Below are 25,597 nucleotides of genomic sequence, written 5' to 3' on the forward strand. Positions count from 1 at the left end.
CTGCGACGGCCGGGCTTTTTTCTCCAACGACGGAAGCCCCATGGAAGACCTCAGGAACAAGACCGCCCTCGTGACCGGCGCCAGCACCGGCATCGGTGCCGCGGTGGCCATCGCCTTCGCCGCGCGCGGCATGCGCGTGGCGGTGCACTACAACAGCTCGGCCGATGCCGCGAACCAGGTGGTCGAGACCATCCGCGCCGCCGGCGGCAGCGCCTTCGCGGTGCAGGCCGACGTGCGCGACACGGCCGCGATCCGCGACTGCGTGCAGCGCACCGCCGGCGAGTTCGGCCGCATCGACGTGCTCGTGAACAACGCCGGCAGCCTGGTCAAGCGGGTGCCGATCGCCGAGTTCGACGACGCGCTGTTCGACGAGGTGCTGCATGTCAACGCGCGCTCGGTGCTCGCCTTCTGCCGCGAGACGGTGCCGCTGATGCGCCAGCAGGGCGGCGGCAACATCATCAACGTGACCTCGGTCGCGGCACGCACCGGCGGCGGCCCCGCCGCCTACCTCTACGCGGGCGCCAAGGGCTTCGTGAGCACGGCCACCCACGGACTGGCCAAGGAGCTGGTGGGCGACCGCATCCGCGTCAACGCGGTGGCGCCGGGCGTGATCCAGACGCCGTTCCAGGACCGCTTCTCGACGCCCGCGATGCTCGAGAACTTCAGGGCCGGCATCCCGATGGGACGCCTCGGCGAGCCCGAGGAGTGCGTGGGCGCCTTTCTCTTCCTCGCTTCGGAACAGCTCTCGGGCTATGTCACGGGGCAGGTCATCGAGGTGAACGGCGGGCAGTACATGCCCTGAGTTTCTTGAGCGACGGCGCCCTCGCGGGCGCGCTTGGATTTCGATCGACAACAACCACTGGAGACAGCATGAACAGAAACGACTTCCTCCGCGGCCTCGCCACCCTCTCGGCGACGGCCGCGCTCTCACTGGGCCTGGCCGCCACGGCCTCGGCGCAGGCCAGCGACTACCCGAACCGCACCATCGAGCTGCTGGTGCCCTACCAGCCCGGCGGCGGCACCGACGGCCTGGCGCGCGCCTTCGCGGACGCGAGCCGCAAGCACATCTCGCAGCCCATCGTGATCGTCAACCGCCCCGGCGCGGGCGGCGCCATCGGCTGGACCGAGGTGATCAATTCCAAGCCCGACGGCTACAAGCTCGCGGTGCTCACGGTCGAGCTGCTCACGCTGCCGCACCTGGGCCTGGCGAAGTTCAACTACGACGACTTCCAGCCGATCGCGCAACTCAATGCCGACCCGGCCGCGATCACGGTGAAGGCCGACTCGCCCTGGAACACGATCGAGGACTTCCTCGCGGCCGCGAAGAAGGACCCGGGCAAGGTGAATGTCGGCAACTCGGGCAACGGCTCGATCTGGCACCTGGCGGCGGCCGCGCTCGAGGACAAGACCGGCACCAAGTTCGGCCACATCCCGTTCCAGGGCGCGGCGCCCGCGGTGCTCGCGCTGCTCGGCGGCCACATCGACGCCGTGGCCGTGAGCCCTGCCGAGGTGACGACCCATGTGCAGGGCGGCAAGCTCAAGGTGCTGATGGTGATGGCCGACCAGCGCGTGAAGGGCTTCGAGAAGGTGCCGACCGCGAAGGAGCGCGGCATCGACCTCACGATCGGCACCTGGCGCGGACTGGGCGCGCCGAAGAACACGCCGCCCGAGGTGATGGCGCGGCTGCGCGAGATCACGGCCAAGACCGCGGCCGAGCCGCTGATGCACGAGGTGATGGACAAGCAGAACCTCGGCTACGTCTACACCGACGGCGCGGCCTTCAAGGAGACGCTGGCCAAGGACAACGCCTATTTCAAGGCGCTGATCACCAAGCTCAACATCAAGCCATGAGCTCAGCCACGCATCGCGCGCGGCGCGTCGCCGCGGCCGCGCTGCTGTCGGCGGCCGCGTGGCAGGCCCAGGCCGCGACCTGGGTCTACGTGGCGAACGCCGACAGCCAGGAGATCTCGGTGCTCGCGCTCGACCGCGACAAGGGCACGCTGGCGCCGGTGCAGACGCTCGCCGTCGGCGGCACGGTGATGCCGATGGCGGTGAGCCACGACAAGCGCCTGCTCTACGCGGCGCTGCGCTCGCAGCCGTTCCGCGTGGCCACGCTGGCGATCGACGCCGCCACCGGCCGGCTGCAGAAGCTCGGCGAGGCGCCGCTGGCCGACAGCATGGCCAACATCGACCTCGACGCCAGCGGCCGCTGGCTGTTCGCGGCCTCCTACCAGGGCGGCAAGATCTCGGTCAACGCGATCGGCAAGGACGGCGCGGTGGGCGCGATCCAGCAGCTGGTGCAGACCGCGCCGAACGCGCACGCGATCCATGCGGACGCCAACAACCGCTTCGTGCTCGCGACCAGCCTGGGCGGCGACAACCTCTCGGCCTGGCGCTTCGATGCCGAGCGGGGCCTGCTCTCGCCGAACGATCCGCCGCTCACGCGCACCGCGGCGCAGGCCGGGCCGCGCCACTTCGTCTGGGACCGGGCGCAGCGCCACCTGTACCTGCTCGACGAGCTCGATGCGGCGCTGCACGTGTACGCCTGGGATGCCGAGCGCGGCACGATGAAGCTCGAGCAGAGCACGACCACGCTGCCCGCCGGCTTCGCGGGCAAGCCCTGGGCCGCCGACCTGCACCTCACGCCCGACGGCCGCCACCTCTACGCCTCGGAGCGCACCTCGAGCACGCTGTCGGCGTTCCGGGTCGACGCGGCGAGCGGCCGGCTGCAGCCGCTGGGCCAGACGCCGACCGAGAAGACGCCGCGCGGCTTCGCGATCGACTCGAGCGGGCGCTACCTGATCGCGGCCGGACAGGAATCGCACGGCCTGACCTTGCACACCATCGATCCCGCGACCGGCGCACTCGGCACCGCGCAGCGGCTCGCGGTGGGCAAGAACCCGAACTGGATCGAGATCGTCGATCTGCCCTGACCTTCGCCACGACTTCGCCACAACCATAAGGAGACATCGCCATGCAACGCCGCACCCTCATTCGCAGCGCCTTCGCCACGCCGCTGCTCGCCGCCCTGCCCCACGCCTTCGCACAGGGCAACTGGCCCACAGGCAAGGCCATCACCTACCTCGTGCCCTTCCCGGCCGGCGGCACCACCGACGTGCTGGGCCGGCTGATCGGTCAGAAGCTCGGCCCGGTGCTCAACACCAGCGTCATCATCGACAACAAGGGCGGCGCCGGCGGCAGCGTGGGCTCGGAGATCGGCGCGCGCGCCGCGCCCGACGGCTACACGCTGGTGGGCGGCACCATCAGCTCGCACGCGATCAACGTGAGCCTCTATCCGAAGCTGGGCTACGACCCGCAGAAGTCCTTCGCGCCGGTCACGCTGATCGGCACCAACCCGGTAGTGCTGGTGGTGAACCAGGCGAGCCCGCACAAGACGCTCAAGGACGTGCTCGAAGCGAGCAAGGCCAAGGCGGGCGGGCTCTCCTCGGCCTCGGCCGGCACCGGCACCTCGCAGCACCTGGCGCTGGAACTGCTGGCCTACAAGTCGGGCGTGAAGTTCACGCACATCCCCTACAAGGGCAGCGGCCCGGCGATCCAGGACGTGATCGGCGGCCAGGTCGACATGATGTTCGACACCACGGTGGTGGCCGGCCCGCACATCCAGAGCGGCAAGCTGCGCGCGATCGCCGTCACCTCGGCGAAGCGGCTGGCCTCGATGCCCGACGTGCCGACGGTGGCCGAGTCGGGCATCGCGGGGCTGCAGGACTTCGAGGTGGTGTCGTGGCAGGCGATCTTCGTGCCCGCGGGCACGCCCGCGCCGGTGGTTCAGCGGCTGCACACGGAGATCCGCACCATCCTCGCGACCCCGGAGATGCAGGACAAGCTCAAGGGCTTCGGCATGGAGCCCACCGACCTGGGCACGGCGCAGATCGCAGCCTTCCAGAAGGCCGAGGTCGAGAAATGGGCGCAGGTGATCAAGGCGGCGGGGATCAAGCCCGACTAGCCAGCAGAAAAACGGCCATCGGCGGCGCGGCCGCCGAATTCCGCGCAATTCGCCCCCGCGAAATCCCGAGGGAAGTTTCCTACGCCCCGGGCCGGGCCCGCTTTATAGAATGCCCCTCCCATCCAAGAACCAGAAGCTCCGCACGTGTCTGATCGCTCCGCTGTCCTGCCCCAATACCTGTTCCCCAAGCAGGCACTGACCAATTTCGCCGGCTGGGTCGCGGGCAAGGAGCGGGGAGCGGTCACCACCTGGATCATCCGGCGCTTCGTCGACAAATACGGCGTCGACATGAACGAGGCGCTCGAGCCCGATATCGCGCACTACAAGAGCTTCAACCAGTTCTTCACGCGCGAGCTCAAGCCCGGCGTACGCCCGCTCGCCGACGCCGACATGATCTGTCCCGTCGATGGTGCGATCAGCCAGTTCGGTGCGATCGAGGGCGACCAGATCTTCCAGGCCAAGGGCCACAACTACAGCACCACGGCCCTGGTGGGCGGCGACGCGGCGCTCGCGGCGCAGTTCGCGCACGGCAGCTTCGCCACGCTGTACCTGAGCCCGCGCGACTACCACCGCATCCACATGCCCTGCGACGGGCGGCTGCTGCGCATGATCCACGTGCCGGGCGAGCTGTTCTCGGTCAACCCGACCACCGCGCGCGGCGTGCCGGGCCTGTTCGCGCGCAACGAGCGCGTGGTCTGCGTCTTCGAATCGGCCCATGGCCCCTTCGTGCTGGTGCTGGTCGGCGCCACCATCGTCGGCAGCATGGCGACCGTGTGGCACGGCGTGGTCAACCCGCCGCGCGGGGGCGAGCTGCGCGAATGGCGCTACGACGACCGGCAGATCGCGCTGCGCAAGGGCGAGGAGATGGGCCGTTTCTTGCTCGGCTCGACCGTCGTCATGCTGTTCCCCGCACCCGCGGTGGCCTTCAATTCCGAATGGGCGCCTGCGCGCGCCATCCGGCTGGGCGAAGCCATGGCGAATTTTTCAAAGATGTGACGCTTTGTCTCTGGAGCCGCATGCAGCGTACGCCCACAGCTATAAAACTAGTAGCATCGTAATCATTTGAGCTATAGTCCCCGGCCGGAGCGAAGGCCGGACAGCGGTCCGCCAACCATCAAAAAAGAGCGAGGCCGAGGCACTGCCCACGGGCCGGCCTCCCGCGCAGCACAGATCGCAGAGGAGATGATGACGATGAGTTCCAAGGAAAACGCAGCCATCAGCCAGTTGCTCGCGCTGCTCGAGGCCCGCTATGCGCTGCGTGTGCTCTGGGCCCTGCGCGACGGCCATGCCCAGACCTTCCGGCTGCTGCAGGACAGCGTCGGCGGCATCACTCCCAACACCCTCAACACCCGGATCAAGGAACTGCGCGAAGCCGGCGTGGTGAGCCACGGCGGCGACGGCTACAGCCTCACGCTCAGCGGCCAGGACCTGCTCAAGCGGCTGTCCGACCTGCAGGCCTTCGCGAGCAAGTGGCAGCTCGGCCAGGCCAAGAAGGCGGCGGCGCAACCGGCCGCCGCGGTGCCGCCCGCGGCATCCGCCTCGGCGCCATCGGCAGCGCCCGCGCCGCAGCCGAGCTCGCCACCGCTGCCTGCGCCCGCCTCGCCGCCGCCCTCCCCGCCCTCCTCGCCGATCCCCCCGCCGATCTCGGACTGAACCCGGCGGCGCCCCGTCCGGCAAACGCCGTCCGCCGGCCTCGGTAAACTCCGCGCCTTCGATCCCCGGATCGATGCCCTTCTTTCATCTCGCGAACATACCGACGCAAGGAGCGTTCACCATGCCCACCACTCCCTCCGGCCTGCAATACGAAGACACCGTCGTCGGCGACGGCGCGGAAGCCAAGCCCGGCCACCACGTGCACGTGCACTACACCGGCTGGCTCTACAACGACGGCGTGCAGGGCGCCAAGTTCGACTCGAGCCGCGACCGCAACGACCCGTTCGCGTTCTCGCTCGGCGCCGGCCAGGTCATCAAGGGCTGGGACGAAGGCGTGGCCGGCATGAAGATCGGCGGCCAGCGCACGCTGATCATCCCGGCCTCGCTGGGCTACGGTGCCCGCGGCGCCGGCGGCGTGATCCCGCCGAACGCCACCCTGAAGTTCGACGTCGAGCTGCTCGACACCCACTGATCGAGCGCGGGCCCGTCGGCTCGAAGGCCCTGCGAAGGGCCTTTTTCATCGCCGGGCCGCCCCAAGATGGAAAACGCCCCCTGGGGGGCAGCGACCTCACGGAGTGAGGGAGCTCTGGGGCCATCTTTCATGCCCATGCGGCCTTTTCGGCCGCATTTTTTCGCTTGAAAAGCCTCCGGAGGGCCCCAACTGGCCCGCAATCGTTTGTTTCCAGCCCATCGATCAATCCGCTTCAAAAGATGTCCGATCCGCAACAATCCGCCCCGAATTCGCAAACCCTGCACGGCGAACCCAGCCCTGAAGAGCTGGAGGCCGCGCAAGCCGCCAACGAGGCGGACGCGCTGGCCGCGGCCCAGGGCGAGCTCGCCGCCCTGCAGGCCAAGAACGCCGAACTGGCCGACCAGTACCTGCGCGCGCAGGCCGACGTGCAGAACGCCCGCCGCCGCGCCGACGACGAGATTTCCAAGGCCCGCAAGTTCGCGGTCGAAGCCTTCGCCGAGAGCCTGCTGCCGGTGACCGACAGCCTCGAGGCCGGTCTCGCCATCAAGGACGCCACCCCCGAGCAGATCCGCGAAGGCGCCGAAGCCACGCTGCGCCAGCTCAAGAGCGCGCTCGAGCGCAACAAGGTGATCGAGATCGCGCCGGCTCCCGGCAGCAAGTTCGATCCGCACCAGCACCAGGCGATCTCGGTGGTGCCCGCCGACCAGGAACCGAACACCGTGGTGGGCGTGCTGCAGAAGGGCTACACCATCGCCGAGCGCGTGCTGCGCCCCGCGCTGGTCACCGTCAGCGCCCCGAAGTAAGCCGCTGCGCCCTTCTCCCCGTCCACACGAATTCCACAGGAAAACCCCGTTTCTTCCCTTGAATAGACCCGGGTTATCCACAAGTTCATAACAACATATTTTTCAGGTTTCAGGAGTACAGAACATGGCAAAGATCATCGGCATCGACCTCGGCACCACCAACTCGTGCGTGTCGATCATGGAAGGCAACACCACGCGCGTGATCGAGAACTCGGAAGGCGCGCGCACCACGCCTTCGATCGTCGCGTACCAGGAAGACGGTGAAGTGCTGGTCGGTGCCTCGGCCAAGCGCCAGGCCGTCACCAACCCCAAGAACACGCTGTACGCGATCAAGCGCCTGATCGGCCGCAAGTTCGAGGAAAAGGAAGTCCAGAAGGACATCGACCTGATGCCCTACACCATCGCCAAGGCCGACAACGGCGACGCATGGGTGGAAGTGCGCGGCAAGAAGATGGCCCCGCAGCAGGTCAGCGCCGACATCCTGCGCAAGATGAAGAAGACGGCCGAAGACTACCTCGGCGAAGCCGTGACCGAAGCCGTGATCACGGTGCCGGCCTACTTCAACGACGCCCAGCGCCAGGCCACCAAGGACGCCGGCCGCATCGCGGGCCTCGACGTCAAGCGCATCATCAACGAACCCACCGCCGCGGCGCTGGCCTTCGGCCTCGACAAGCAGGACAAGGGCGACCGCAAGATCGCGGTGTATGACCTCGGCGGCGGCACCTTCGACGTCTCGATCATCGAGATCGCCGACGTCGATGGCGAGAAGCAGTTCGAAGTGCTGTCGACCAACGGCGACACCTTCCTCGGCGGCGAGGACTTCGACCAGCGCATCATCGACTACATCATCGGCGAGTTCAAAAAGGAACAGGGCGTCGACCTCAGCAAGGACGTGCTCGCGCTGCAGCGCCTGAAGGAAGCGGCCGAGAAGGCCAAGATCGAGCTGTCGAACAGCGCCCAGACCGACGTCAACCTGCCCTACATCACGGCCGATGCCACCGGTCCGAAGCACCTGAACATCAAGCTCACGCGCGCCAAGCTCGAGAGCCTGGTCGACGAGCTGATCGAGCGCACCATCGCGCCCTGCCGCCTGGCCATCAAGGATGCCGGCATCAGCGTGAGCGACATCAACGACGTGATCCTGGTCGGCGGCATGACCCGCATGCCCAAGGTGCAGGACAAGGTGAAGGCCTTCTTCGGCAAGGACCCGCGCAAGGACGTGAACCCCGACGAGGCCGTGGCCGTCGGCGCCGCCATCCAGGGCCAGGTGCTCTCGGGCGACCGCAAGGACGTGCTGCTGCTCGACGTGACCCCGCTGTCGCTGGGCATCGAGACCATGGGTGGCGTGATGACCAAGATGATCACGAAGAACACCACGATCCCGACCAAGTTCGCGCAGACCTTCTCGACCGCCGAGGACAACCAGCCGGCCGTGACGATCAAGGTGTTCCAGGGCGAACGCGAAGTGGCCGCGGGCAACAAGCTGCTCGGCGAGTTCAACCTCGAGGGCATCCCGCCGGCCTCGCGCGGCACGCCGCAGATCGAGGTGAGCTTCGACATCGACGCCAACGGCATCCTGCACGTCGGCGCCAAGGACAAGGGCACCGGCAAGGAAAACAAGATCACCATCAAGGCGAACTCGGGCCTGTCGGAGGACGAGATCCAGAACATGGTGAAGGACGCCGAGCTCAACGCGGCCGAGGACAAGAAGAAGGTCGAGCTGGTGCAGGCCCGCAACCAGGGCGAGGCCATGGTCCACAGCGTGCGCAAGTCGCTGGGCGAGCACGGCGACAGCCTGGACGCCGGCGAGAAGGAAAAGATCGAGACCGCGATCAAGGAACTCGAGGACGTGGTCAAGGGCGAAGACAAGGCCGCGATCGAAGAGAAGACCAACACGCTGATGACCGCGAGCCAGAAGCTCGGCGAGAAGATGTACGCCGACGCGCAGGCCGCGGCCGGTGCCGCCGGCGGCCCGGGTGCCTCGGCTGGCGCGGAAGCTGCGAGCAGCGCCCCGGCCGACGACAACGTGGTCGATGCCGAGGTCAAGGAAGTCAAGAAGAAGGACTGAGCGTCCGCTCGGTCGAACGGGGCTGGAACACCTGAAAGGGTGCTCCAGCCTTTCTCGCTTCGATCGATCCCCGTTCCCGAAGAGACCTGAAGACCGCCCCGCCGCCCGATCGAACCTGCCATGGCCACCAAACGCGACTACTACGAAACCCTCGGCGTTCCCAAGAACGCGAGCGACGACGAAATCAAGAAGGCTTATCGCAAGCTCGCGATGAAGCACCACCCGGACCGCAACCACGGCGACACCAGCAAGGACGCCGAGGCCAAGTTCAAGGAGGTGAAGGAAGCCTATGAAATGCTGTCGGACGGCCAGAAGCGCGCGGCCTACGACCAGTACGGCCACGCCGGCGTCGATCCCAACATGCGCGGCGGCCCGGGTGCGGAAGGCTTCGGCGGCTTCGCGGAAGCCTTCGGCGACATCTTCGGCGACGTGTTCGGCGGCGGTGGCCGCGGCCGCGCCGGCGGCGGCCGCCAGGTGTTCCGCGGCAGCGACCTGAGCTACGCGATGGAGATCACGCTCGAGGAAGCGGCCGAGGGCAAGGAAGCCCAGATCCGCATCCCGAGCTGGGACGACTGCGGCACCTGCAAGGGCACCGGCGCCAAGCCGGGCACCAAGCCGATCACCTGCACCACCTGCCACGGCGCGGGCGCGGTGCAGATGCGCCAGGGCTTCTTCAGCGTGCAGCAGACCTGCCCGACCTGCCACGGCAGCGGCAAGATCATTCCCGAGCCCTGCGCGACCTGCCACGGCCAGGGCAAGATCAAGAACAACAAGACGCTGGAAGTGAAGATCCCGGCCGGCATCGACGACGGCATGCGCATCCGCAGCACCGGCAACGGCGAGCCCGGCACCAACGGCGGGCCGCCCGGCGACCTCTACATCGAGATCCGGCTCAAGAAGCACGAGCTGTTCGAGCGCGACGGCGACGACCTGCACTGCGTGGTGCCGGTCAGCGTCACCACCGCGGCGCTCGGCGGCGAGATCAACGTGCCCACGCTCAAGGGCAACGCGGCCATCGACATTCCCGACGGCACACAGAGCGGCAAGCAGTTCCGCCTGCGCGGCAAGGGCATCAAGGGCGTGCGCTCGAGCTACCCGGGCGACCTCTACTGCCACGTGCGCGTCGAGACGCCGGTCAAGCTCACCGAGCACCAGCGCAAGCTGCTGAAGGAGCTCGACGAGTCGCTCAAGAAGGGCGGCGAGAAGCACAGCCCCACCGACAAGGGCTGGTTCGACAAGGCCAAGGAATTCTTCAGCTGAGGACGCGCGGCGCGCGCTCCGATCCACGGCATTCCGCCCATGGCCCTGTTCGACGAACTCACGGCCTGGCGCCGCGCCACCGCGGCGCAGCGTGAAGCCGCCGCGCGGGACCTGGCGGCGCAACTGCCCGCGGGCTTCGCCTTCGACGGCATCCGGCGCTTCGCGCTCGGCGGTGTCGCGCACGAGGTGGCGCAGTACACCGCCGGCGGCGCCCTCTTCTCCCTGATTCCGGGCGGCCCGGCCACGCTGGGCTTCGACGTCGGCGGCTGGCGGCCCACGCCCGCGATGCACGAAAGCTGGCAAGGCATGGCGGAGGAATACGGCCTCGAGGAAAGCCTGGCCGACTACGTGGCCGCGCGCAGCACCCGTGTGCGCGAGGTGGCGCTGCCGCCGCTGCTGGCCGAGACCCTTCATGCCGAGGTCGGCTGGCAGCCCATCGATCCCGCGAGTGAGAAGGTGCGGGCGCTGCTCGCCGAGCATCCGCGCGGCGTGACCGAACATGCGGACATCGTGACCCGGGTCGAGGTCGCGCCCGATGGCCGCGTCAGCGCCTGGCAGGCCGACGAGGACGCCCTGAGCCATGCGCTGGTCGCCGATGGCTTCGCCGCACAGGGCTTCCGCCTGCCGAGCCCCGACGAATGGGAGCACCTGTGCGCGGCCGGCGCACGCGGCTTCTTCCGCTGGGGTGACGAGGCGCCGATGGACCGCTACCCCACCGACATCAGCCCCGAGGAAGCCGAATGGCGCCGCCAATGGGTGCGGGCCGCGGGCCAACTCGAGAAACCGGCGGCGGGCTTCGCCAGCGACTGGGAATTCCACCGTGTGCCCAACGCCTGGGGCCTGCAGATCGCGGCCGACCCCTACAAGTACGAGCTGACCGCGCAACGCGGCCTCACGCGCGGCGGCGATGGCGGCTGCGCCATCTGCGGCGCCGCCGGTTTTCTCTCGGGCTGGCTGCCGCTCGCGAGCGCCTGGCACGACCCCGACTTCTGCGAGCACGCGCCCGGCGAGGAGATTTCGCTGGGCTACACCGTGGCGCGCCGCGTCCTGCCGCTGGCCTGAGCCTCGTAACCCTTTGGTTTGCGTCAGCGCACGCAAACGGTGCTCCTCGAACGCCTTCGGTGCCACGCACCACAACGGCGCCTTCTCCCGCTTCCCTCCGACTCGCAACTGGCGCGCTTTCCCACGCCGCGGCGCGCGCGCCGCTCATCAAAAGATGGCGCGTAGATTGCTTTTAGATATTTTTTGAATGTGCAATAAACCCAAACGGGAGCTGCCGCGTTATTGAAGGACAGCGTTGTTTTTTTGAGTCAGTGGGCTCAATAGGAGGTGCTTGCCGTTAAAACACGCAAAGGACGCATATGTCGATTGCCATAGGTATTTTCACTGGCAAACTGGTTTACCCGAACCCGTTTGCGGAACCTGGGAATTTAGCTGGAATTCGCAAACTCGTGCACGAATTTTTTGTTGAACTTTACTCGTGACTGTGGTTCTGAATTAACAACTATTTCCTGGGTGCACTCTTTGCTTTATGCTGATTGTGCAGATTGTGTTTAAGGGAGTTTTCCAAGGCATGCAGCCCTGGGCGGCCACACCTTTTTCAAAAGATGCGACGCTTTCGGACTGCAGGATTTCGGGCTTTAAAGGCCCGCTGACTTGACGGAGGCGTGACCATGGATGTGATCAGCAACTTTGCAGCGCGTTACGAGCGCACTCGCGAAGAGGTCCTTTCACTGCAGGACTACCTGGAACTCTGCAAACGGGATCCGATGGCCTATGCCACGGCTTCCGAGCGCATGCTCAAGGCCATCGGCGACCCCGAACTGGTCGACACCCGCAACGACTCCCGCCTTTCGCGCATCTTCGCCAACAAGGTCATCAAGATCTACCCGGCGTTCAAGGAGTTCTACGGGATGGAGGAGGCCATCGAGCAGGTGGTGTCCTATTTCCGCCACGCCGCGCAGGGCCTGGAGGAAAAGAAGCAGATCCTCTACCTGCTGGGCCCGGTCGGCGGCGGCAAGAGCTCGATCGCCGAGCGCCTCAAGCAGCTCATGGAGCAAGTGCCCTTCTACGCGATCCACGGCTCGCCCGTGAACGAGTCGCCGCTCGGCCTGTTCGACGCGGCCGAGGACGGCGAGATCCTCGAGAAGGAATTCAACATCCCGCGCCGCTACCTGCAGCGCATCCTCTCGCCCTGGGCCGTCAAGCGGCTCGAGGAGTACGGCGGCGACATCCGCCAGTTCAAGGTGGTGAAGCGCTACCCGTCGGTGCTGCGCCAGATCGCGGTGGCCAAGACCGAACCGGGCGACGAGAACAACCAGGACATCTCCTCGCTGGTCGGCAAGGTCGACATCCGCAAGCTCGAGACCTATGCCCAGGACGACCCGGACGCCTACGCCTACTCGGGCGGCCTGTGCCTCGCGAACCAGGGCCTGCTCGAGTTCGTGGAAATGTTCAAGGCGCCGATCAAGGTGCTGCACCCGCTTTTGACCGCCACGCAGGAAAGCAACTTCAAGGGCACCGAGGGCTTCGGCGCGATCCCCTTCGATGGCATCGTGCTGGCCCACAGCAACGAAAGCGAGTGGAAGGCCTTCCGCAACAACAAGAACAACGAGGCCTTCCTCGACCGGATCTACATCGTCAAGGTGCCCTACTGCCTGCGGGTGTCCGAGGAGATCAAGATCTACGAGAAGCTGGTGCGCAACTCCTCGCTGGCCCAGGCGCCCTGCGCGCCCGGAACCCTGCGCATGATGGCGCAGCTGTCGGTGCTCACGCGGCTCAAGGAACCCGAGAACTCGAGCATCTTCAGCAAGTCGCAGGTCTACGACGGCGACAACCTCAAGGACACCGACCCCAAGGCCAAGTCGATCCAGGAGTACCGCGACTACGCGGGCGTCGACGAGGGCATGAGCGGCGTCTCCACGCGCTTCGCCTTCAAGATCATCTCCAAGGTCTTCAACTTCGACAGCTCCGAGGTGGCCGCCAACCCGGTGCACCTGATGTACGTGCTCGAGCAGCAGATCGAGCGCGAGCAGTTCCCGCAGGAGGTCGAGCAGAAGTACATCAGCTACATCAAGGAGCTGCTGGCGCCGCGCTATGCCGAGTTCATCGGCAAGGAGATCCAGACCGCCTACCTCGAGAGCTACAGCGAGTACGGCCAGAACATCTTCGACCGCTACGTGACCTACGCCGACTACTGGATCCAGGACCAGGAGTTCCGCGACGTCGACACCGGCGAGGTCTTCGACCGCGCCTCGCTCAACGGCGAGCTCGAGAAGATCGAGCGGCCGGCCGGCATCGGCAACCCGAAGGACTTCCGCAACGAGATCGTCAACTTCGTGCTGCGCGCGCGGGCCGGCAACAACGGCCGCAACCCGGCATGGACCAGCTACGAGAAGCTGCGCGCGGTGATCGAGAAGAAGATGTTCTCCAACACCGAGGAGCTACTGCCGGTGATCAGCTTCAACACCAAGAGCAGCGCCGACGAGCAGAAGAAGCACGAGGACTTCGTCACGCGCATGGTCGAGAAGGGCTACACCGCCAAGCAGGTGCGCCTGCTGTGCGAGTGGTACCTGCGCGTGCGCAAGAGCTCGTAGCGCGCACCGCCAACGGAGCACGCCAACGCCCATCGTTTTGCAAGGAGCTTTGAAACCATCGTGGCCATCCTGCAGCAGATCATCGACCGCCGGCTCTCGGGCAAGAACAAGTCCATCGGCAACCGCGAGCGCTTTCTCCGGCGCTACCGCGGCCAGATCCAGGAGGCGGTGCGGCGGGCCGTGAGCGGCCGCAACATCCGCGAACTGGAACAGGGCGAGGATGTGACGCTGCCGCGCCACGATGTGTCGGAGCCGGTGTTCGGCCATGCGCGCGGCGGCGACCGCGAGTACGTGCACCCGGGCAACCAGGAGTACGTGCGCGGCGACCGCATCAAGCGCCCCGACGGCGGCCAGGGCGGCGGCTCGGGCAGCGGCGAGGCCAGCGACAGCGGCGAGGGCAACGACGACTTCGTGTTCCACCTCACGCGCGAGGAGTTCATGCGCGTGTTCTTCGACGACCTCGCGCTGCCGCACCTGATCCGCACGCAGATCGCCGACGTGCCCGAATGGAAGAGCCACCGCGCGGGCTTCACCAGCGACGGCACGCCCAACAACCTGCACGTGGTGCGCTCGATGCGCGGCGCGCTGGCCCGGCGCATCGCGCTCGGCGGCGAACCGCGCAAGGAACTGCGCCGGCTCGAGGCGCACCTGCTGCACCTGAGGGCGCATCCGCAGGCCACGCAGCCCTTCATCCAGAACGAGATCGCCGAGACCGAGGCGCGCATCGAGGAACTGCGCCGCACCGCGCGCCACGTGCCCTACATCGATCCGATCGACCTGCGCTACCGCAACCGCGTGAAGACGCCGGTACCCAGCGCCAAGGCCGTGATGTTCTGCCTGATGGACGTCTCGGGCTCGATGGACGAGGCGCGCAAGGACATGGCCAAGCGCTTCTTCATGCTGCTGTACATGTTCCTCACGCGGCACTACGAGACCATCGACCTGGTGTTCCTGCGTCATCACACGCAGGCGCAGGAGGTCAGCGAGGACGAGTTCTTCCACGCCACCGAGACCGGCGGCACCGTGGTGTCGAGCGCGCTGGTGCTGATGGACGAGATCGTGCGCGCGCGCTACCCCAGCGGCGAATGGAACATCTACGGCGCGCAGGCCAGCGACGGCGACAACTGGCATCAGGACAGCGGGCGCTGCCGCCAGCTGCTCGAGGAGAACATCCTGCCGAAGGTGCGCTACTACGCCTACGTGCAGGTGGCCGAGACCGAGCAGAACCTGTGGCAGGAATACGCGCAGCTCGAGGGCATCGAGCCCAACTTCGCGATGCGCAAGGTGTCCGAGGCCAGCGACATCTACCCCGTGTTCCGCGACCTGTTCAAGAAGGAAGGAGCCAGCGCATGACCACCGCCGATCGCCCTCCTTCGGCACCGCCGCTGCCGACCGCCGCCACCATCCCGCAAGGCAAGCTCGAGCGCTTGCCCAGCCCTTCGGACTGGACCTTCGACCTGATCGAGCGCTACCACACCGAGATCGCGCGCACCGCGCGCGGCTACGGCCTCGACGTCTACCCGAACCAGCTCGAGATCATCACGGCCGAGCAGATGATGGATGCCTACGCCAGCGTGGGCATGCCGATGATCTACAGGCACTGGTCGTACGGCAAGCAGTTCATCGCCACCGAGAAGAACTACCGCCGCGGCCACATGGGGCTGGCCTACGAGATCGTGATCAATTCCGATCCCTGCATCGCCTACCTGATGGAAGAGAACACCATGGCCATGCAGGCCCTGGTGATCGCGCACGCGGCCTATGGCCACAACAGCTTCTTCAAGGGCAACTACCTGTTCCGCATGTGGACCGATGCGTCCTCGATCATCGACTACCTGGTCTATGCGCGGCACTACATCGCCGAATGCGAGGAGCGCCACGGCGTGGACGAGGTCGAGAAGCTGCTCGACTCCTGCCATGCGCTGATGAACTACGGCGTGGACCGCTACCGCCGTCCGCAGAAGCGCTCGCTGGCGCAGGAGAGCGCCCAGCGCGCCGAGCGCGAGCGCCACATGCAGCAGCAGGTCAACGACCTCTGGCGCACGCTGCCGCGGCGCAGCGAGCAGAACGCCGGCTCGGAATCGGCGCCGCGCTTTCCGCTCGAGCCGCAGGAGAACCTGCTCTACTTCATCGAGAAGAACGCCGCGCTGCTCGAACCCTGGCAGCGCGAGGTGGTGCGCATCGTGCGCAAGATCGCGCAGTACTTCTACCCGCAGCGCCAGACCCAGGTCATGAACGAGGGCTGGGCCACCTTCTGGCACTACACGCTGCTCAACACCATGTACGACCGCGGCCAGCTCGACGACGGCTTCATGATGGAGTGGCTGAGCTCGCACACCGGCGTGATCTTCCAGCCGCCGGTGGGCCACCGCGCCTACAGCGGCATCAATCCCTACGCGCTCGGCTTCGCGATGTACACCGAGCTGCGCCGCATCTGCGAGAAGCCCACCGACGAGGACCGGCGCTGGTTCCCCGACTTCGCGGGCAGCGACTGGGTGGCCACGCTCGACTACGCGATGCGCAACTTCAAGGACGAGAGCTTCGTGGGCCAGTTCCTGAGCCCGAAGACCATGCGCGACTTCCGCCTGTTCGCGATCCGCGACCACCAGAGCGAGTCCGAGCTCGAGGTCTCGGCGATCCACGACGACAGCGGCTACCAGGCGCTGCGCGAATCGCTGTCGCGCCAGTACGACCTCGGCAGCCGCGAGCCCGACATCCAGGTCTGGAACGTCAACATGCGTGGCGACCGCTCGCTGACGCTGCGCCACACCCAGCGCAACAGCCTGCCGCTGCACGACGATGCCGAGGAGGTGCTCAAGCACGTGGCGCGGCTGTGGGGCTTTGACGTGCATCTCGAGAGCGTCGATGCGCAGGGCCGCATCAGCCGCAGCTGGAAGGCCTCGGCGCCGCGGGCGCTGTACTAGCCGAGGCTCAGGGCACCAGCGCGGCAATCGCCAGCGTGTAGCCCTTCACGCCCAGCCCCACGATGATCCCGCGCGCCGCCGGCGAGATGTACGAGCGGTGCCGGAACTCCTCGCGCGCGTGCACGTTCGAGATGTGCAGCTCGATCAGCGGCACGCTCGCGCCCTTGATGGCGTCGTGCAGCGCGATCGAGGTGTGGGTGTAGGCCCCCGGGTTCATCACCACGCCGAGCATGGTGCCAGCCGCCACCTCGCGGCCCGCTTCCTGGATCCAGTCGACCAGCACGCCTTCGTGGTTGGTCTGGCGGCACTCGATCGCCACGCCGAGCTTCGCGCCCGTTTCATGGCACAGGCGCTCCACGTCGGCCAGCGTGTCGCGGCCGTACTGTTCGGGCTCGCGCGTGCCCAGGAGGTTGAGGTTGGGGCCGTTGAGGACGAGGATTTTCTTCATGATGGATCGGGCTGGCAGCACGCGTCGGACGGGCCGCCATTATGGTCTGGCACCCGCCCTGCCCCGCCGGGCCGCGGACGAGCCGACGTAGTAGTTGTACGAGTCGATGTCGACCACGCAGCGCGCCATCAGGTCGACGAAGGCGCGCAGCTTCTGCCCCATGTAGCGCTGCCGCTGGTAGGCGCAGTAGATGCGCCGCGGCTGCGGCTGCCACTGCGGCAGCACCGGCACCAGCACGCCCTGCGCCAGCTCGGGCCGCACGAAGAAGGCCGGCAGCAGCGCGATGCCCAGGCCGTCGATGCAGAAGGTCTTCATCACCCAGTGGTCGTTGGTCTCGAAGGCGGGTTCGGGCCGGTAGGCATGGCGGCCCGACGCGCCCGACACCAGCAGCACCTGCGACGGCCCCGCGGCCTCCTTCATCACGATCGCGCGGTGCGCCGCCAGGTCGTCGGGCGAGCGCGGCGTGCCCTGGCGCTCGAGGTACTGCGGGCTCGCATAGAGGCCATAGTTGAGCTGGCCCAGCAGCTTGGCGACGAGGTTCGGCGCGTCGGGCGGCTCCGAGCACACGTAGCAGTCCACGTCGCCGATGCCCGGCGCGTTCGGCCGGCTCGCCACGTCGAGCTGGCAGCGCACGTTGGGATGCGACTCCAGGAACAGCTTCACCACGTGGCAGACGAAGGAGGTGCCGAACTGGGTGTCCGACAGCAGCGAGAGGCTGCCCGACACGCCGGTGGTGATCTCCTGGATCTCGGTGCGCGCCGTCTCGAGCCGGCCCGTGACCTCGCCGAGCAGGTCCTCGCAGCGCACGAAGAAGGCGCGGCCCGCCTCGGTCGCGGTGATGCGGCGCGAGCTGCGCATCAGCAGCTGCGCGCCCAGCAGTTCCTCCAGCCGCGTGAGCTGCCGGCTCAGCGTGGCCTTCGAAACGCCCGACAGGCTCTCGGCCCGCGTGAGGCTGCCGCTTTGCACGACGAGCACGAAGGCCTGCACCAGCGCCAGGTCGATGCCGGTCACGCGCGCTCCCTGTCGGCGAGGGTCGGCCGTTTCAGGAATGAAAAGTTGCGTCTCGGCATGTGGCTTTCATCGGAGGGCGGGAAACGGTACGGTCTGCGCGGGCGTAGCGAATGCTATGCCATGCCCCGCCGAGACCTCGAGCCTTCGAGCCCTGGAGGCCCGAGCCCCACTCCCCACGACAGGAGAATCCCCGATGCACAGCCCTGCCCGACGCACCCTGCTTTCCGCCGGCGTTGCCGCCTCCCTGCTGCCGTTGCGCAGCGCCTGGGCCGCCGGCCCGCTCAAGATCGGCTTCGTCTTCCTGGGCCCGGTCGGCGACACGGGCTGGACCTACCAGCACGACCTCGGCCGGCGCGAGCTCGAGAAGAACCTCGGCGCCCAGGTCAGCGTGCGCACCGTGCCCGACACCAACGAAGGCCCGGACTCCGAGCGCGTGGCGCGCGAGCTGTCGGCCGACGGCTGCCAGCTGATCTTCGGCGCCTCCTTCGGCTACATGAAGCCGATGCTCACGGTCGCCAACGACAACCCCGGCGTCCAGTACCTGATCGCGAGCGGCTACCAGACCGCGAAGAACTTCGGCGGCTACAACGCGCGCTGGCACGAGGGCGGCTACCTCGCGGGCATCGTGGCGGGCCGGACCACGCGCTCCAACATCATCGGCCTCGTCGGCGCCCACCCGGTGCCCGACGTGATGTGGTATCTCAACGCCTTCGCGCTCGGCGCGCGCAGCGTCAACCCGAAGGCGATGGTGCATGTGGTGTTCGTCAATTCGTGGTTCGACCCGCCGAAGGAGCGCGACGCCGCGGTCGCGCTGATGAACCAGGGCGCCGACGTGCTCACGCATTTCACCGACACGCCCGCCGTCACCACCGCCGCCGAGGCGCGCGGCGTGGGCGCCATCTCGTTCCACTCCGACATGCGCAGCCACGCGCCCAGGAACTACCTCACCGGCGTCACCCACCACTGGGGCGGCTTCTACACCCGGGTGGCGCGCGAGGTGATGGCCGGCAGCTGGAAGCCCGGCCTCTACCTCGGCGGCATCGGCGACGGCGTGGTGAAGATGGCGCCGATGGGCCCGCGCGTGCCGAAGGACGTCGCCGAACTCGTGCAGGCGAAGGAGCGCGACATCGCCAGCGGCAAGCTGCAGGTGTTCGCCGGTCCCATCAAGGACCAGAAGGGCGCGGTCCGCGTGGCCGCGGGCGCCCGCGTCGCCGACGCGGACCTCGGCCGGATGGACTGGTTCGCCGAGGGCGTGGTGGGCGGCTCGCGTTGAAGGCCATGGAGAACCCCATGACGCATCCCGCTACCGCCCCCTGGCACCCCGTCGCCCCTTCGGCCGGGCTGCGCCCCGGCGCCAACATCGTCGCCGGCTTCGCCGAGGGCCAGGAGCTCGCGCTCTGGCGCTCGGCCGACGGCGCGGCCCAGGCCTGGGAGAACCGCTGTCCGCACCGCAGCGTGCGCTTCACGCTGGGCCAGGTGGTCGAGAACCGCCTCTCCTGCGCCTACCACGGCTGGCAGTACGCCGCGGGCAACGGGCAGTGCGTCGGCATTCCCGCCCATCCGGCGATGCCCGCGCCGCGCAACGTCTGCGCCAGGGTGTTCGGCGCGGTCGACGCGGCGGGCATGCTGTGGGTGAACCTGGCGCACGAGGGCGACGCGCCGCCGCCCGCGCCGCAGGCACTGGCCGATGCCGTGCCGGCCGGCTGGCACTTCTGCCGCACGCTGACCTTGCGCGCCGGTGCGCAACAGGTGCGCGAGGCACTCCCACGGCTGGGCTTCGCGGCCGGCGCCGCCCCGGGCGCCTGGCGCGGCACGCTCGGCGGCACGCCGACCGTCGCGCTGCTGCTCGACGCGCAAGCGCAACTGGCTTTCGTCCACCTGTGGACCGAGGCCGCCCCGGGCGCCGAGGCCATGAAGACCCTGCACGCGGCCGCGCGAACCCTGCGCGGCGACATCGAACGAACCGAGACCTGAAGGAAGCACGATGCTCTTCGTCACCGACGATCCCAACATGCTCGACGACTGGCTGGTCGTCGGCCCCGCGAGCGCGCTCGCCGGCCGCTCGCAGCGGCAGCCCTACGGCACCTGCCTGCTCGGCGCGACGCTCTCGCTGTGGGCCGAGGCCGACGGCACGCCGCAATGCCGGCTCGGCACGCAGCCGCTTTCCGTTCAGTCGCGCCACGGCTACCTCTGGGTCTGCCCCAGCGGCCGGCCCGCGCGCCCGCTGTTCGAGTTTCCCGAATACACCGAGCCCGGGCGCCGCCTCGTCGACTGCGGCGGCATCGGCGTCGCGGTGTCGGGGCTGCGCGTGATCGAGAACTTCCTCGACATGGCGCACTTTCCCTTCGTGCATGCCGACTACCTCGGCAAGGTGCCGCACACCGAGGTCGCCCGGTACGAGGTGGCGATCGAGCCCGCCACCGGCGAGATCTGGGCCACCGACTGCCGCTTCTGGCAGCCGCGTGCCTCGGCCGCGCACGACAGCGGCGCCGACGTGCGCTACACCTACCGCGTGATGCAGCCCTTCTCGGCCATGCTCTACAAGTCGAGCCTGCGGCCCGAGGCGCAGGACGCGATCGGCCTGTTCCTGCAGCCGCTCGACGACGAGCACGTGATCGCCCACACGGTGCTGGCCTACTTCGACGATGTGTCGAGCGACGCCGAGCTCATCGCGTTCCAGCACACGATCTTCGGCCAGGACAAGCCGATCCTCGAGAACCATGCCTTCAAGCGCATGCCGCTCGAAGGCCGCGCCGAGACGCCGACGCGCGGCGACACCACCTCCGTCACCTACCGCCGCTGGCTGCGCGAGCGCGGCATGCGCTTCGGCACGAGGGCCGCCGCATGACGACGCTGCTCAGGCTCCACGACTACCCGCTCTCGGGCAACTGCTTCAAGGTGCGGCAGCTGCTGGCCTGGCTGGCCGTTCCCTACGAGGCCGTGCCGGTCGACTTCTACCCCGGGCGCGCGCACAAGTCGGCCGCGTTCCTCGCGCAGCTCAACCCGCTCGGGCAGATCCCGGTGATCGAAGACGAGGGCTTCGTGCTGCGCGACGCGCAGGCCATCCTGGTCTACCTCGCGAGCCGCCACGACGCCCGGAGGCGCTGGTACCCCGACGATCCGAAGCTGCGCGGCCAGATCGCGATGTGGCTCGCCACGGCCGACGAGATCACGCGCACCGCCTCGGCCGCGCGGCTGCACGACGCGCTGGGCTACCGCCACCTCGACATCGAGGCCTGCCGCGCCGGCGCGCGCGCCGTGTTCCGCGTGCTCGACGACCACCTGGCCGAGCAGGCCAGCGCCGGCCAGCGCTGGCTGGCCGCGGCGGCTGAGCCGACGATCGCCGACCTGGCCTGCTTCCCCTACGTGGCGCTGGCCGGCGAAGGCGGCATTTCGCTCGACGAATTTCCCGCGCTGCGACACTGGGTCTGGGATTTCCGACACCTGCCCGGGTTCATCGGCATGTCGGGTATCTTCCCCGCTGGCCCCGCCTGAGTATCCTTGGGGCCTCGCGCCGTCTTCCGGCCCCATTCCTTCCCTCCTCCCCCCTTTCCCCCCGAACACGCCATGAAAACCAAAGCCGCCGTCGCCTGGAAATCCGGAGCCCCCCTGACCATCGAAACCGTGGACCTCGACGGCCCCCGGTTCGGCGAAGTGCTCGTCGAGATCAAGGCCACCGGCATCTGCCACACCGACTACTACACCCTGTCGGGCGCCGACCCCGAAGGCATCTTCCCCGCCATCCTCGGCCATGAAGGCGCGGGCATCGTGGTCGACGTCGGCCCCGGCGTCACCACCCTCAAGAAGGGCGACCACGTCATCCCGCTCTACACGCCCGAATGCCGCCAGTGCAAGTTCTGCCTGTCGCGCAAGACCAATCTGTGCCAGCTGATCCGCGGCACCCAGGGCAAGGGCCTGATGCCCGACGGCACCAGCCGCTTCAGCCTCGACGGCAAGCCCATCGCCCACTACATGGGCACCTCCACCTTCAGCAACTACACGGTCGCGCCCGAGATCTCGCTGGCCAAGATCCGCGAGGACGCGCCCTTCGACAAGGTCTGCTACATCGGCTGCGGTGTCACCACCGGCATCGGCGCGGTGATCTTCACGGCCAAGGTGGAAGCCGGCGCCAACGTGGTGGTGTTCGGCCTCGGCGGCATCGGCCTGAACGTGATCCAGGGCGCGAAGATGGTGGGCGCCGACAAGATCATCGGCGTCGACCTGAACCCCGAGCGCGAGGCCATGGCGCGCAAGTTCGGCATGACGCACTTCATCAACCCGAAGGACACCGAGAACGTGGTCGACGCCATCGTGCAGCTGACCGACGGCGGCGCCGACTACAGCTTCGAGTGCATCGGCAACACCAAGGTGATGCGCCAGGCGCTCGAATGCACGCACAAGGGCTGGGGCCGCAGCATCATCATCGGCGTGGCCGAAGCGGGCGCCGAGATCAGCACGCGCCCGTTCCAGTTGGTCACCGGCCGCAAGTGGGAAGGCTCGGCCTTCGGCGGCGCGCGCGGCCGCACCGACGTACCCAAGATCGTCGACTGGTACATGGAGGGCAAGATCAACATCGACGACCTGATCACCCACACCATGCCGCTCGAGAAGATCAACGACGGCTTCGACCTCATGAAGCGCGGCGAGTCGATCCGCGGCGTGGTGCTCTACTGACGCCGCGGGTGCCGACCATGGAACGCATGGAGCCCCTGCGCCGCATCGAAGCCGGCGTGCTCGAGGTCGCCTACCACGAGAGCGGCCCGGCCGACGGACCGCCCGTGCTGCTGATGCACGGCTTCCCCTACGACATCCACACCTACGCCGAAGTCGCGCCGCTGCTGGCGGCCGAGGGCTGCCGCACCATCGTGCCGTACATGCGCGGCTACGGCGGCACGCGCTTCCTGAGCAAGGACACGCCGCGCTCGGGCGAACAGGCGGCCTTCGGCGCCGACCTGCTGGCGCTGCTCGATGCGCTCGAGATCGAGCGCGCCGTGCTGGCCGGCTACGACTGGGGCGGCCGCGCCGCCTGCGTGGTGGCGGCCCTGTGGCCCGAGCGCTGCGCGGGGCTGGTATCGCTCAACAGCTACAACATCCAGAACATCGCCAGGGCGATGGAGCCCGACACGCCCGAGAACGAGCACAGCCTCTGGTACCAGTACTACTTCCACAGCGAGCGCGGCCGCGCCGGCCTGCAGAAGGACCGCAAGGCCATCGCGAAGCTGCTGTGGAAGCTGTGGTCGCCAACCTGGCGCTTCGACGACGCCACCTTCGAGCGCAGCGCCGCGGCCTTCGACCATCCCGACTTCGTGGAGGTGGTGATCCACTCGTACCGCCACCGCTTCGGCCTGGTGGCGGGCGATCCGGCCTATGCCGACATCGATCGCCAGCTGGCCGCGCAGCCGGTCATCCGCGTGCCCGCGATCACCTTCGACGGCATCGACGACGGCGTGCGGCCACCGGCCGATGCATCGGCGCATGCGCCGCGCTTCAGCGGACCGCGCTCGCACCGGCTGGTGCCGGGCGTGGGCCACAACCTGCCGCAGGAGGCGCCGCGCGCCTTCGCCGACGCGGTGCTCGAACTGGTGCGGGGCGCCGCATGACCGATCTGCTCAAGACCCTGTCCGAGCACCACTGCTTCGGCGGCGTGCAGGGCTTCTACGAACAGGCCTCGCACGAGATCGGCCTGCCGATGCGCTTCTCGGTCTACCTGCCGCCGCAGGCCGCGAACGAGCGCGTGCCGGCGCTGCTGTACCTCGCGGGCCTGACCTGCAACGAGGAGACCTTCGCGATCAAGGCCGGCGCGCAGCGCATGGCCGCCAGCCTCGGCCTGGCGCTGATCGCGCCCGACACCAGCCCGCGCGGCGCGGCCGTGGAAGCGCTGCCGGGCGCCAACGCGAGCTGGGACTTCGGCATCGGCGCCGGCTTCTACCTCGACGCCACCGAGGCGCCCTGGGCCGCCCACTGGCGCATGGAGAGCTGGATCGTGCAGGAGCTGCTGCCGCTGGTGGGCCGCCAATTCGCGATCGACACCGCGCGCCTGGGCATCTTCGGCCACTCGATGGGCGGCCACGGCGCGCTGACGCTGGCGCTGCGCCATCCGGGGCGCTTCCTCTCGCTGTCGGCCTTCGCGCCGATCTGCGCGCCCACCCAGTGCCCCTGGGGCGACAAGGCGCTGCGCGGCTACCTCGGCGAACCCGGCGACGACCGCGCGGCCTGGCTCGCGCACGATGCCAGCGCGCTGATGCAGTCGCAGGTCGCGGCGCCCTATCCGCACGGCATCCTGGTCGACCAGGGCCTGGCCGACAAATTCCTCGCCGAGCAGCTGCATCCCGAGGCCTTCGAGGCCGCCTGCTTCGCCGCCGGCCAGCCGCTCACGCTGCGGCGCCACGCGGGCTACGACCACGGCTACTACTTCATCCAGAGCTTCATGGCCGACCACCTGGCGCACCATGCGCAGGTGTTGCGCGGCTGAACGAACGGCCATGTCCGACGCCCAGACGCCCGCCTTCCACCTGCGACTGCGCGATGGCGCGGCCGAGGAGAACATGGTGCTCGCCGGCATCTGGCGCCGGGCCTGGGCGGCCTCGCATCCGGGCACGCCCGTGATCGAGCCGATCGCCCACTGGCTGCAGCGCGTGCGCACCGAGTTCGTGGCGCCGGCCGAGGTGGTGATCGCCGAGCGCGACGCGCAGGCGCTGGCCTTCATGGTGCTGCACGACCGGCGCGAGTACGTGGCGCAGCTGTTCGTCGACCCGCACCTGCGCAACCAGGGCCTGGGCCAGGCGCTGCTCGACGAGGCCTGCGTGCGCATGCCCACCGGCTGGCGGCTGCACGTGGCGCTCACCAACACCGCGGCCCAGCGCTTCTACGAGCGCTACGGCCTCGCGCGCGGCACGGTCGACCGCCATCCGACCAGCGGGCGCGAACGCATCAGCTACCACTGGTATCCGGCGCGCGCGCCCTGGCGCAAGGCTTGAAACCACCTGCCGTCTCCCCCACCATGCGCATCGACCACATCGCCCTCTGGACCACCGACCTCGAACGCTGCAAGCGCTTCTACGTCGACTACTTCGGCGCCGCCGCCGGCGAGGGCTACGTCAATCCCGCGAAGGGCTTCGCCTCCTGCTTCCTGAGCCTGGGCGACGGCGCCCGCATCGAGGCCATGACCACCCGCACGCTCTCGCCGGTGGCGGCCGAGCCCGGCGCGCAGCGCATGGGCTGGACCCATCTCGCGATCAGCGTGGGCTCGGAGGAAGCGGTCGACGCGCTGAGCCGCCGACTGCAGGCCGACGGCTACCCGCTGCTCGACGGCCCGCGCCGCACCGGCGACGGCTACTACGAGAGCGTGGTGCTCGACCCCGACGGCAACCGCATCGAGATCACGGCCTGAACCCCACG

Annotated in this window: 24 protein-coding genes and 1 pseudogene; 23 read left to right on the forward strand and 2 right to left on the reverse strand. The window is 68.3% G+C overall.

The window, feature by feature from the left end:
- Positions 1-40: 40 nt before the first annotated feature.
- The 14 genes and pseudogenes from AC07PU_RS08580 (at position 41) to AC07PU_RS08645 (ending at position 16,740) form a co-directional block, all read left to right on the forward strand.
- Positions 41-802, forward strand: a complete 762-nt coding sequence (locus AC07PU_RS08580) for an SDR family NAD(P)-dependent oxidoreductase (protein ID WP_490876018.1) — start codon at positions 41-43, stop codon at positions 800-802.
- Between the two features lie 68 nt (positions 803-870).
- A complete protein-coding gene (locus tag AC07PU_RS08585) occupies positions 871-1,851 on the forward strand; it encodes a Bug family tripartite tricarboxylate transporter substrate binding protein (RefSeq protein WP_495316723.1) in 981 nt (326 codons plus the stop codon).
- On the forward strand, positions 1,848-2,933 hold the full coding sequence (locus tag AC07PU_RS08590; RefSeq protein ID WP_495316726.1) for a lactonase family protein: 1,086 nt from the start codon (positions 1,848-1,850) through the stop codon (positions 2,931-2,933). The genes AC07PU_RS08585 and AC07PU_RS08590 overlap by 4 nt, the downstream gene beginning before the upstream one ends.
- A 41-nt stretch (positions 2,934-2,974) precedes the next feature.
- Entirely contained in the window at positions 2,975-3,964 is a 990-nt protein-coding gene (locus AC07PU_RS08595) for a Bug family tripartite tricarboxylate transporter substrate binding protein (RefSeq protein WP_395348114.1), read from the forward strand.
- A 144-nt stretch (positions 3,965-4,108) separates the two neighbouring features.
- Positions 4,109-4,960 carry an archaetidylserine decarboxylase gene (asd, locus tag AC07PU_RS08600; RefSeq protein WP_296778307.1) on the forward strand — a complete coding sequence of 284 codons (852 nt, stop codon included), beginning with the start codon at positions 4,109-4,111 and terminating at the stop codon, positions 4,958-4,960.
- Between the two features lie 195 nt (positions 4,961-5,155).
- Positions 5,156-5,458, forward strand: a pseudogene (locus tag AC07PU_RS08605) (winged helix-turn-helix transcriptional regulator); the annotation flags it as partial.
- 280 nt (positions 5,459-5,738) lie between these two features.
- On the forward strand, positions 5,739-6,089 hold the full coding sequence (locus AC07PU_RS08610; RefSeq protein ID WP_057594512.1) for an FKBP-type peptidyl-prolyl cis-trans isomerase: 351 nt from the start codon (positions 5,739-5,741) through the stop codon (positions 6,087-6,089).
- Between the two features lie 239 nt (positions 6,090-6,328).
- Entirely contained in the window at positions 6,329-6,892 is a 564-nt protein-coding gene (gene grpE, locus AC07PU_RS08615; protein WP_093343144.1) for a nucleotide exchange factor GrpE, read from the forward strand.
- 124 nt (positions 6,893-7,016) lie between these two features.
- Entirely contained in the window at positions 7,017-8,960 is a 1,944-nt protein-coding gene (gene dnaK, locus AC07PU_RS08620; RefSeq protein ID WP_057594514.1) for a molecular chaperone DnaK, read from the forward strand.
- 120 nt (positions 8,961-9,080) lie between these two features.
- Entirely contained in the window at positions 9,081-10,220 is a 1,140-nt protein-coding gene (gene dnaJ, locus AC07PU_RS08625; RefSeq protein ID WP_057594515.1) for a molecular chaperone DnaJ, read from the forward strand.
- A gap of 39 nt (positions 10,221-10,259) precedes the next feature.
- Positions 10,260-11,282, forward strand: a complete 1,023-nt coding sequence (locus AC07PU_RS08630; RefSeq protein ID WP_495316732.1) for a hypothetical protein — start codon at positions 10,260-10,262, stop codon at positions 11,280-11,282.
- A 611-nt stretch (positions 11,283-11,893) separates the two neighbouring features.
- Positions 11,894-13,816 carry a PrkA family serine protein kinase gene (locus tag AC07PU_RS08635; protein WP_495316734.1) on the forward strand — a complete coding sequence of 641 codons (1,923 nt, stop codon included), beginning with the start codon at positions 11,894-11,896 and terminating at the stop codon, positions 13,814-13,816.
- A gap of 60 nt (positions 13,817-13,876) precedes the next feature.
- Complete coding sequence (locus AC07PU_RS08640; protein ID WP_495316736.1) at positions 13,877-15,169, forward strand: YeaH/YhbH family protein; 1,293 nt, start codon at positions 13,877-13,879, stop codon at positions 15,167-15,169.
- Positions 15,166-16,740 carry a SpoVR family protein gene (locus AC07PU_RS08645; RefSeq protein ID WP_281077238.1) on the forward strand — a complete coding sequence of 525 codons (1,575 nt, stop codon included), beginning with the start codon at positions 15,166-15,168 and terminating at the stop codon, positions 16,738-16,740. The genes AC07PU_RS08640 and AC07PU_RS08645 overlap by 4 nt, the downstream gene beginning before the upstream one ends.
- A gap of 7 nt (positions 16,741-16,747) precedes the next feature.
- Here AC07PU_RS08645 and aroQ read toward each other — a convergent pair whose 3' ends face one another.
- Positions 16,748-17,188, reverse strand: coding sequence for a type II 3-dehydroquinate dehydratase (aroQ, locus tag AC07PU_RS08650; protein WP_057594519.1), 441 nt, complete (start codon positions 17,186-17,188; stop codon positions 16,748-16,750).
- Positions 17,189-17,227: 39 nt separating this feature from the next.
- Positions 17,228-18,199: a LysR family transcriptional regulator gene (locus tag AC07PU_RS08655; RefSeq protein WP_208508497.1), complete on the reverse strand. Its 972-nt coding sequence runs from the start codon at positions 18,197-18,199 to the stop codon at positions 17,228-17,230.
- A gap of 193 nt (positions 18,200-18,392) precedes the next feature.
- On the opposite strand from AC07PU_RS08655, the gene AC07PU_RS08660 reads away from it, so the two are divergent.
- From AC07PU_RS08660 to AC07PU_RS08700, 9 genes are all read left to right on the forward strand, one after another.
- Positions 18,393-19,472: a BMP family ABC transporter substrate-binding protein gene (locus tag AC07PU_RS08660; RefSeq protein WP_398499409.1), complete on the forward strand. Its 1,080-nt coding sequence runs from the start codon at positions 18,393-18,395 to the stop codon at positions 19,470-19,472.
- Between the two features lie 17 nt (positions 19,473-19,489).
- Positions 19,490-20,173 carry a Rieske 2Fe-2S domain-containing protein gene (locus tag AC07PU_RS08665; protein WP_495316741.1) on the forward strand — a complete coding sequence of 228 codons (684 nt, stop codon included), beginning with the start codon at positions 19,490-19,492 and terminating at the stop codon, positions 20,171-20,173.
- 10 nt (positions 20,174-20,183) lie between these two features.
- A complete protein-coding gene (locus AC07PU_RS08670; RefSeq protein WP_495316743.1) occupies positions 20,184-21,047 on the forward strand; it encodes an aromatic ring-hydroxylating dioxygenase subunit alpha in 864 nt (287 codons plus the stop codon).
- Positions 21,044-21,694, forward strand: coding sequence for a glutathione S-transferase family protein (locus AC07PU_RS08675; RefSeq protein WP_495316745.1), 651 nt, complete (start codon positions 21,044-21,046; stop codon positions 21,692-21,694). The genes AC07PU_RS08670 and AC07PU_RS08675 overlap by 4 nt, the downstream gene beginning before the upstream one ends.
- A gap of 72 nt (positions 21,695-21,766) precedes the next feature.
- Positions 21,767-22,873 carry an S-(hydroxymethyl)glutathione dehydrogenase/class III alcohol dehydrogenase gene (locus tag AC07PU_RS08680; protein WP_057594524.1) on the forward strand — a complete coding sequence of 369 codons (1,107 nt, stop codon included), beginning with the start codon at positions 21,767-21,769 and terminating at the stop codon, positions 22,871-22,873.
- Positions 22,874-22,890: 17 nt separating this feature from the next.
- The gene (locus tag AC07PU_RS08685; RefSeq protein WP_495316747.1) at positions 22,891-23,799 is read left to right on the forward strand and encodes an alpha/beta fold hydrolase; all 909 of its coding nucleotides are present in this window, start codon (positions 22,891-22,893) and stop codon (positions 23,797-23,799) included.
- Positions 23,796-24,671, forward strand: a complete 876-nt coding sequence (gene fghA, locus AC07PU_RS08690; protein ID WP_495316749.1) for an S-formylglutathione hydrolase — start codon at positions 23,796-23,798, stop codon at positions 24,669-24,671. Before AC07PU_RS08685 ends, fghA begins: the two co-directional genes overlap by 4 nt.
- Positions 24,672-24,681: 10 nt before the next feature.
- Positions 24,682-25,176, forward strand: coding sequence for a GNAT family N-acetyltransferase (locus tag AC07PU_RS08695; protein ID WP_093343159.1), 495 nt, complete (start codon positions 24,682-24,684; stop codon positions 25,174-25,176).
- Between the two features lie 23 nt (positions 25,177-25,199).
- Positions 25,200-25,589 carry a VOC family protein gene (locus AC07PU_RS08700; protein WP_296778344.1) on the forward strand — a complete coding sequence of 130 codons (390 nt, stop codon included), beginning with the start codon at positions 25,200-25,202 and terminating at the stop codon, positions 25,587-25,589.
- The last annotated feature ends 8 nt before the right edge of the window (positions 25,590-25,597 follow it).

It is taken from the genome of Variovorax sp. GW821-FHT10D07 (genome assembly GCF_059415325.1).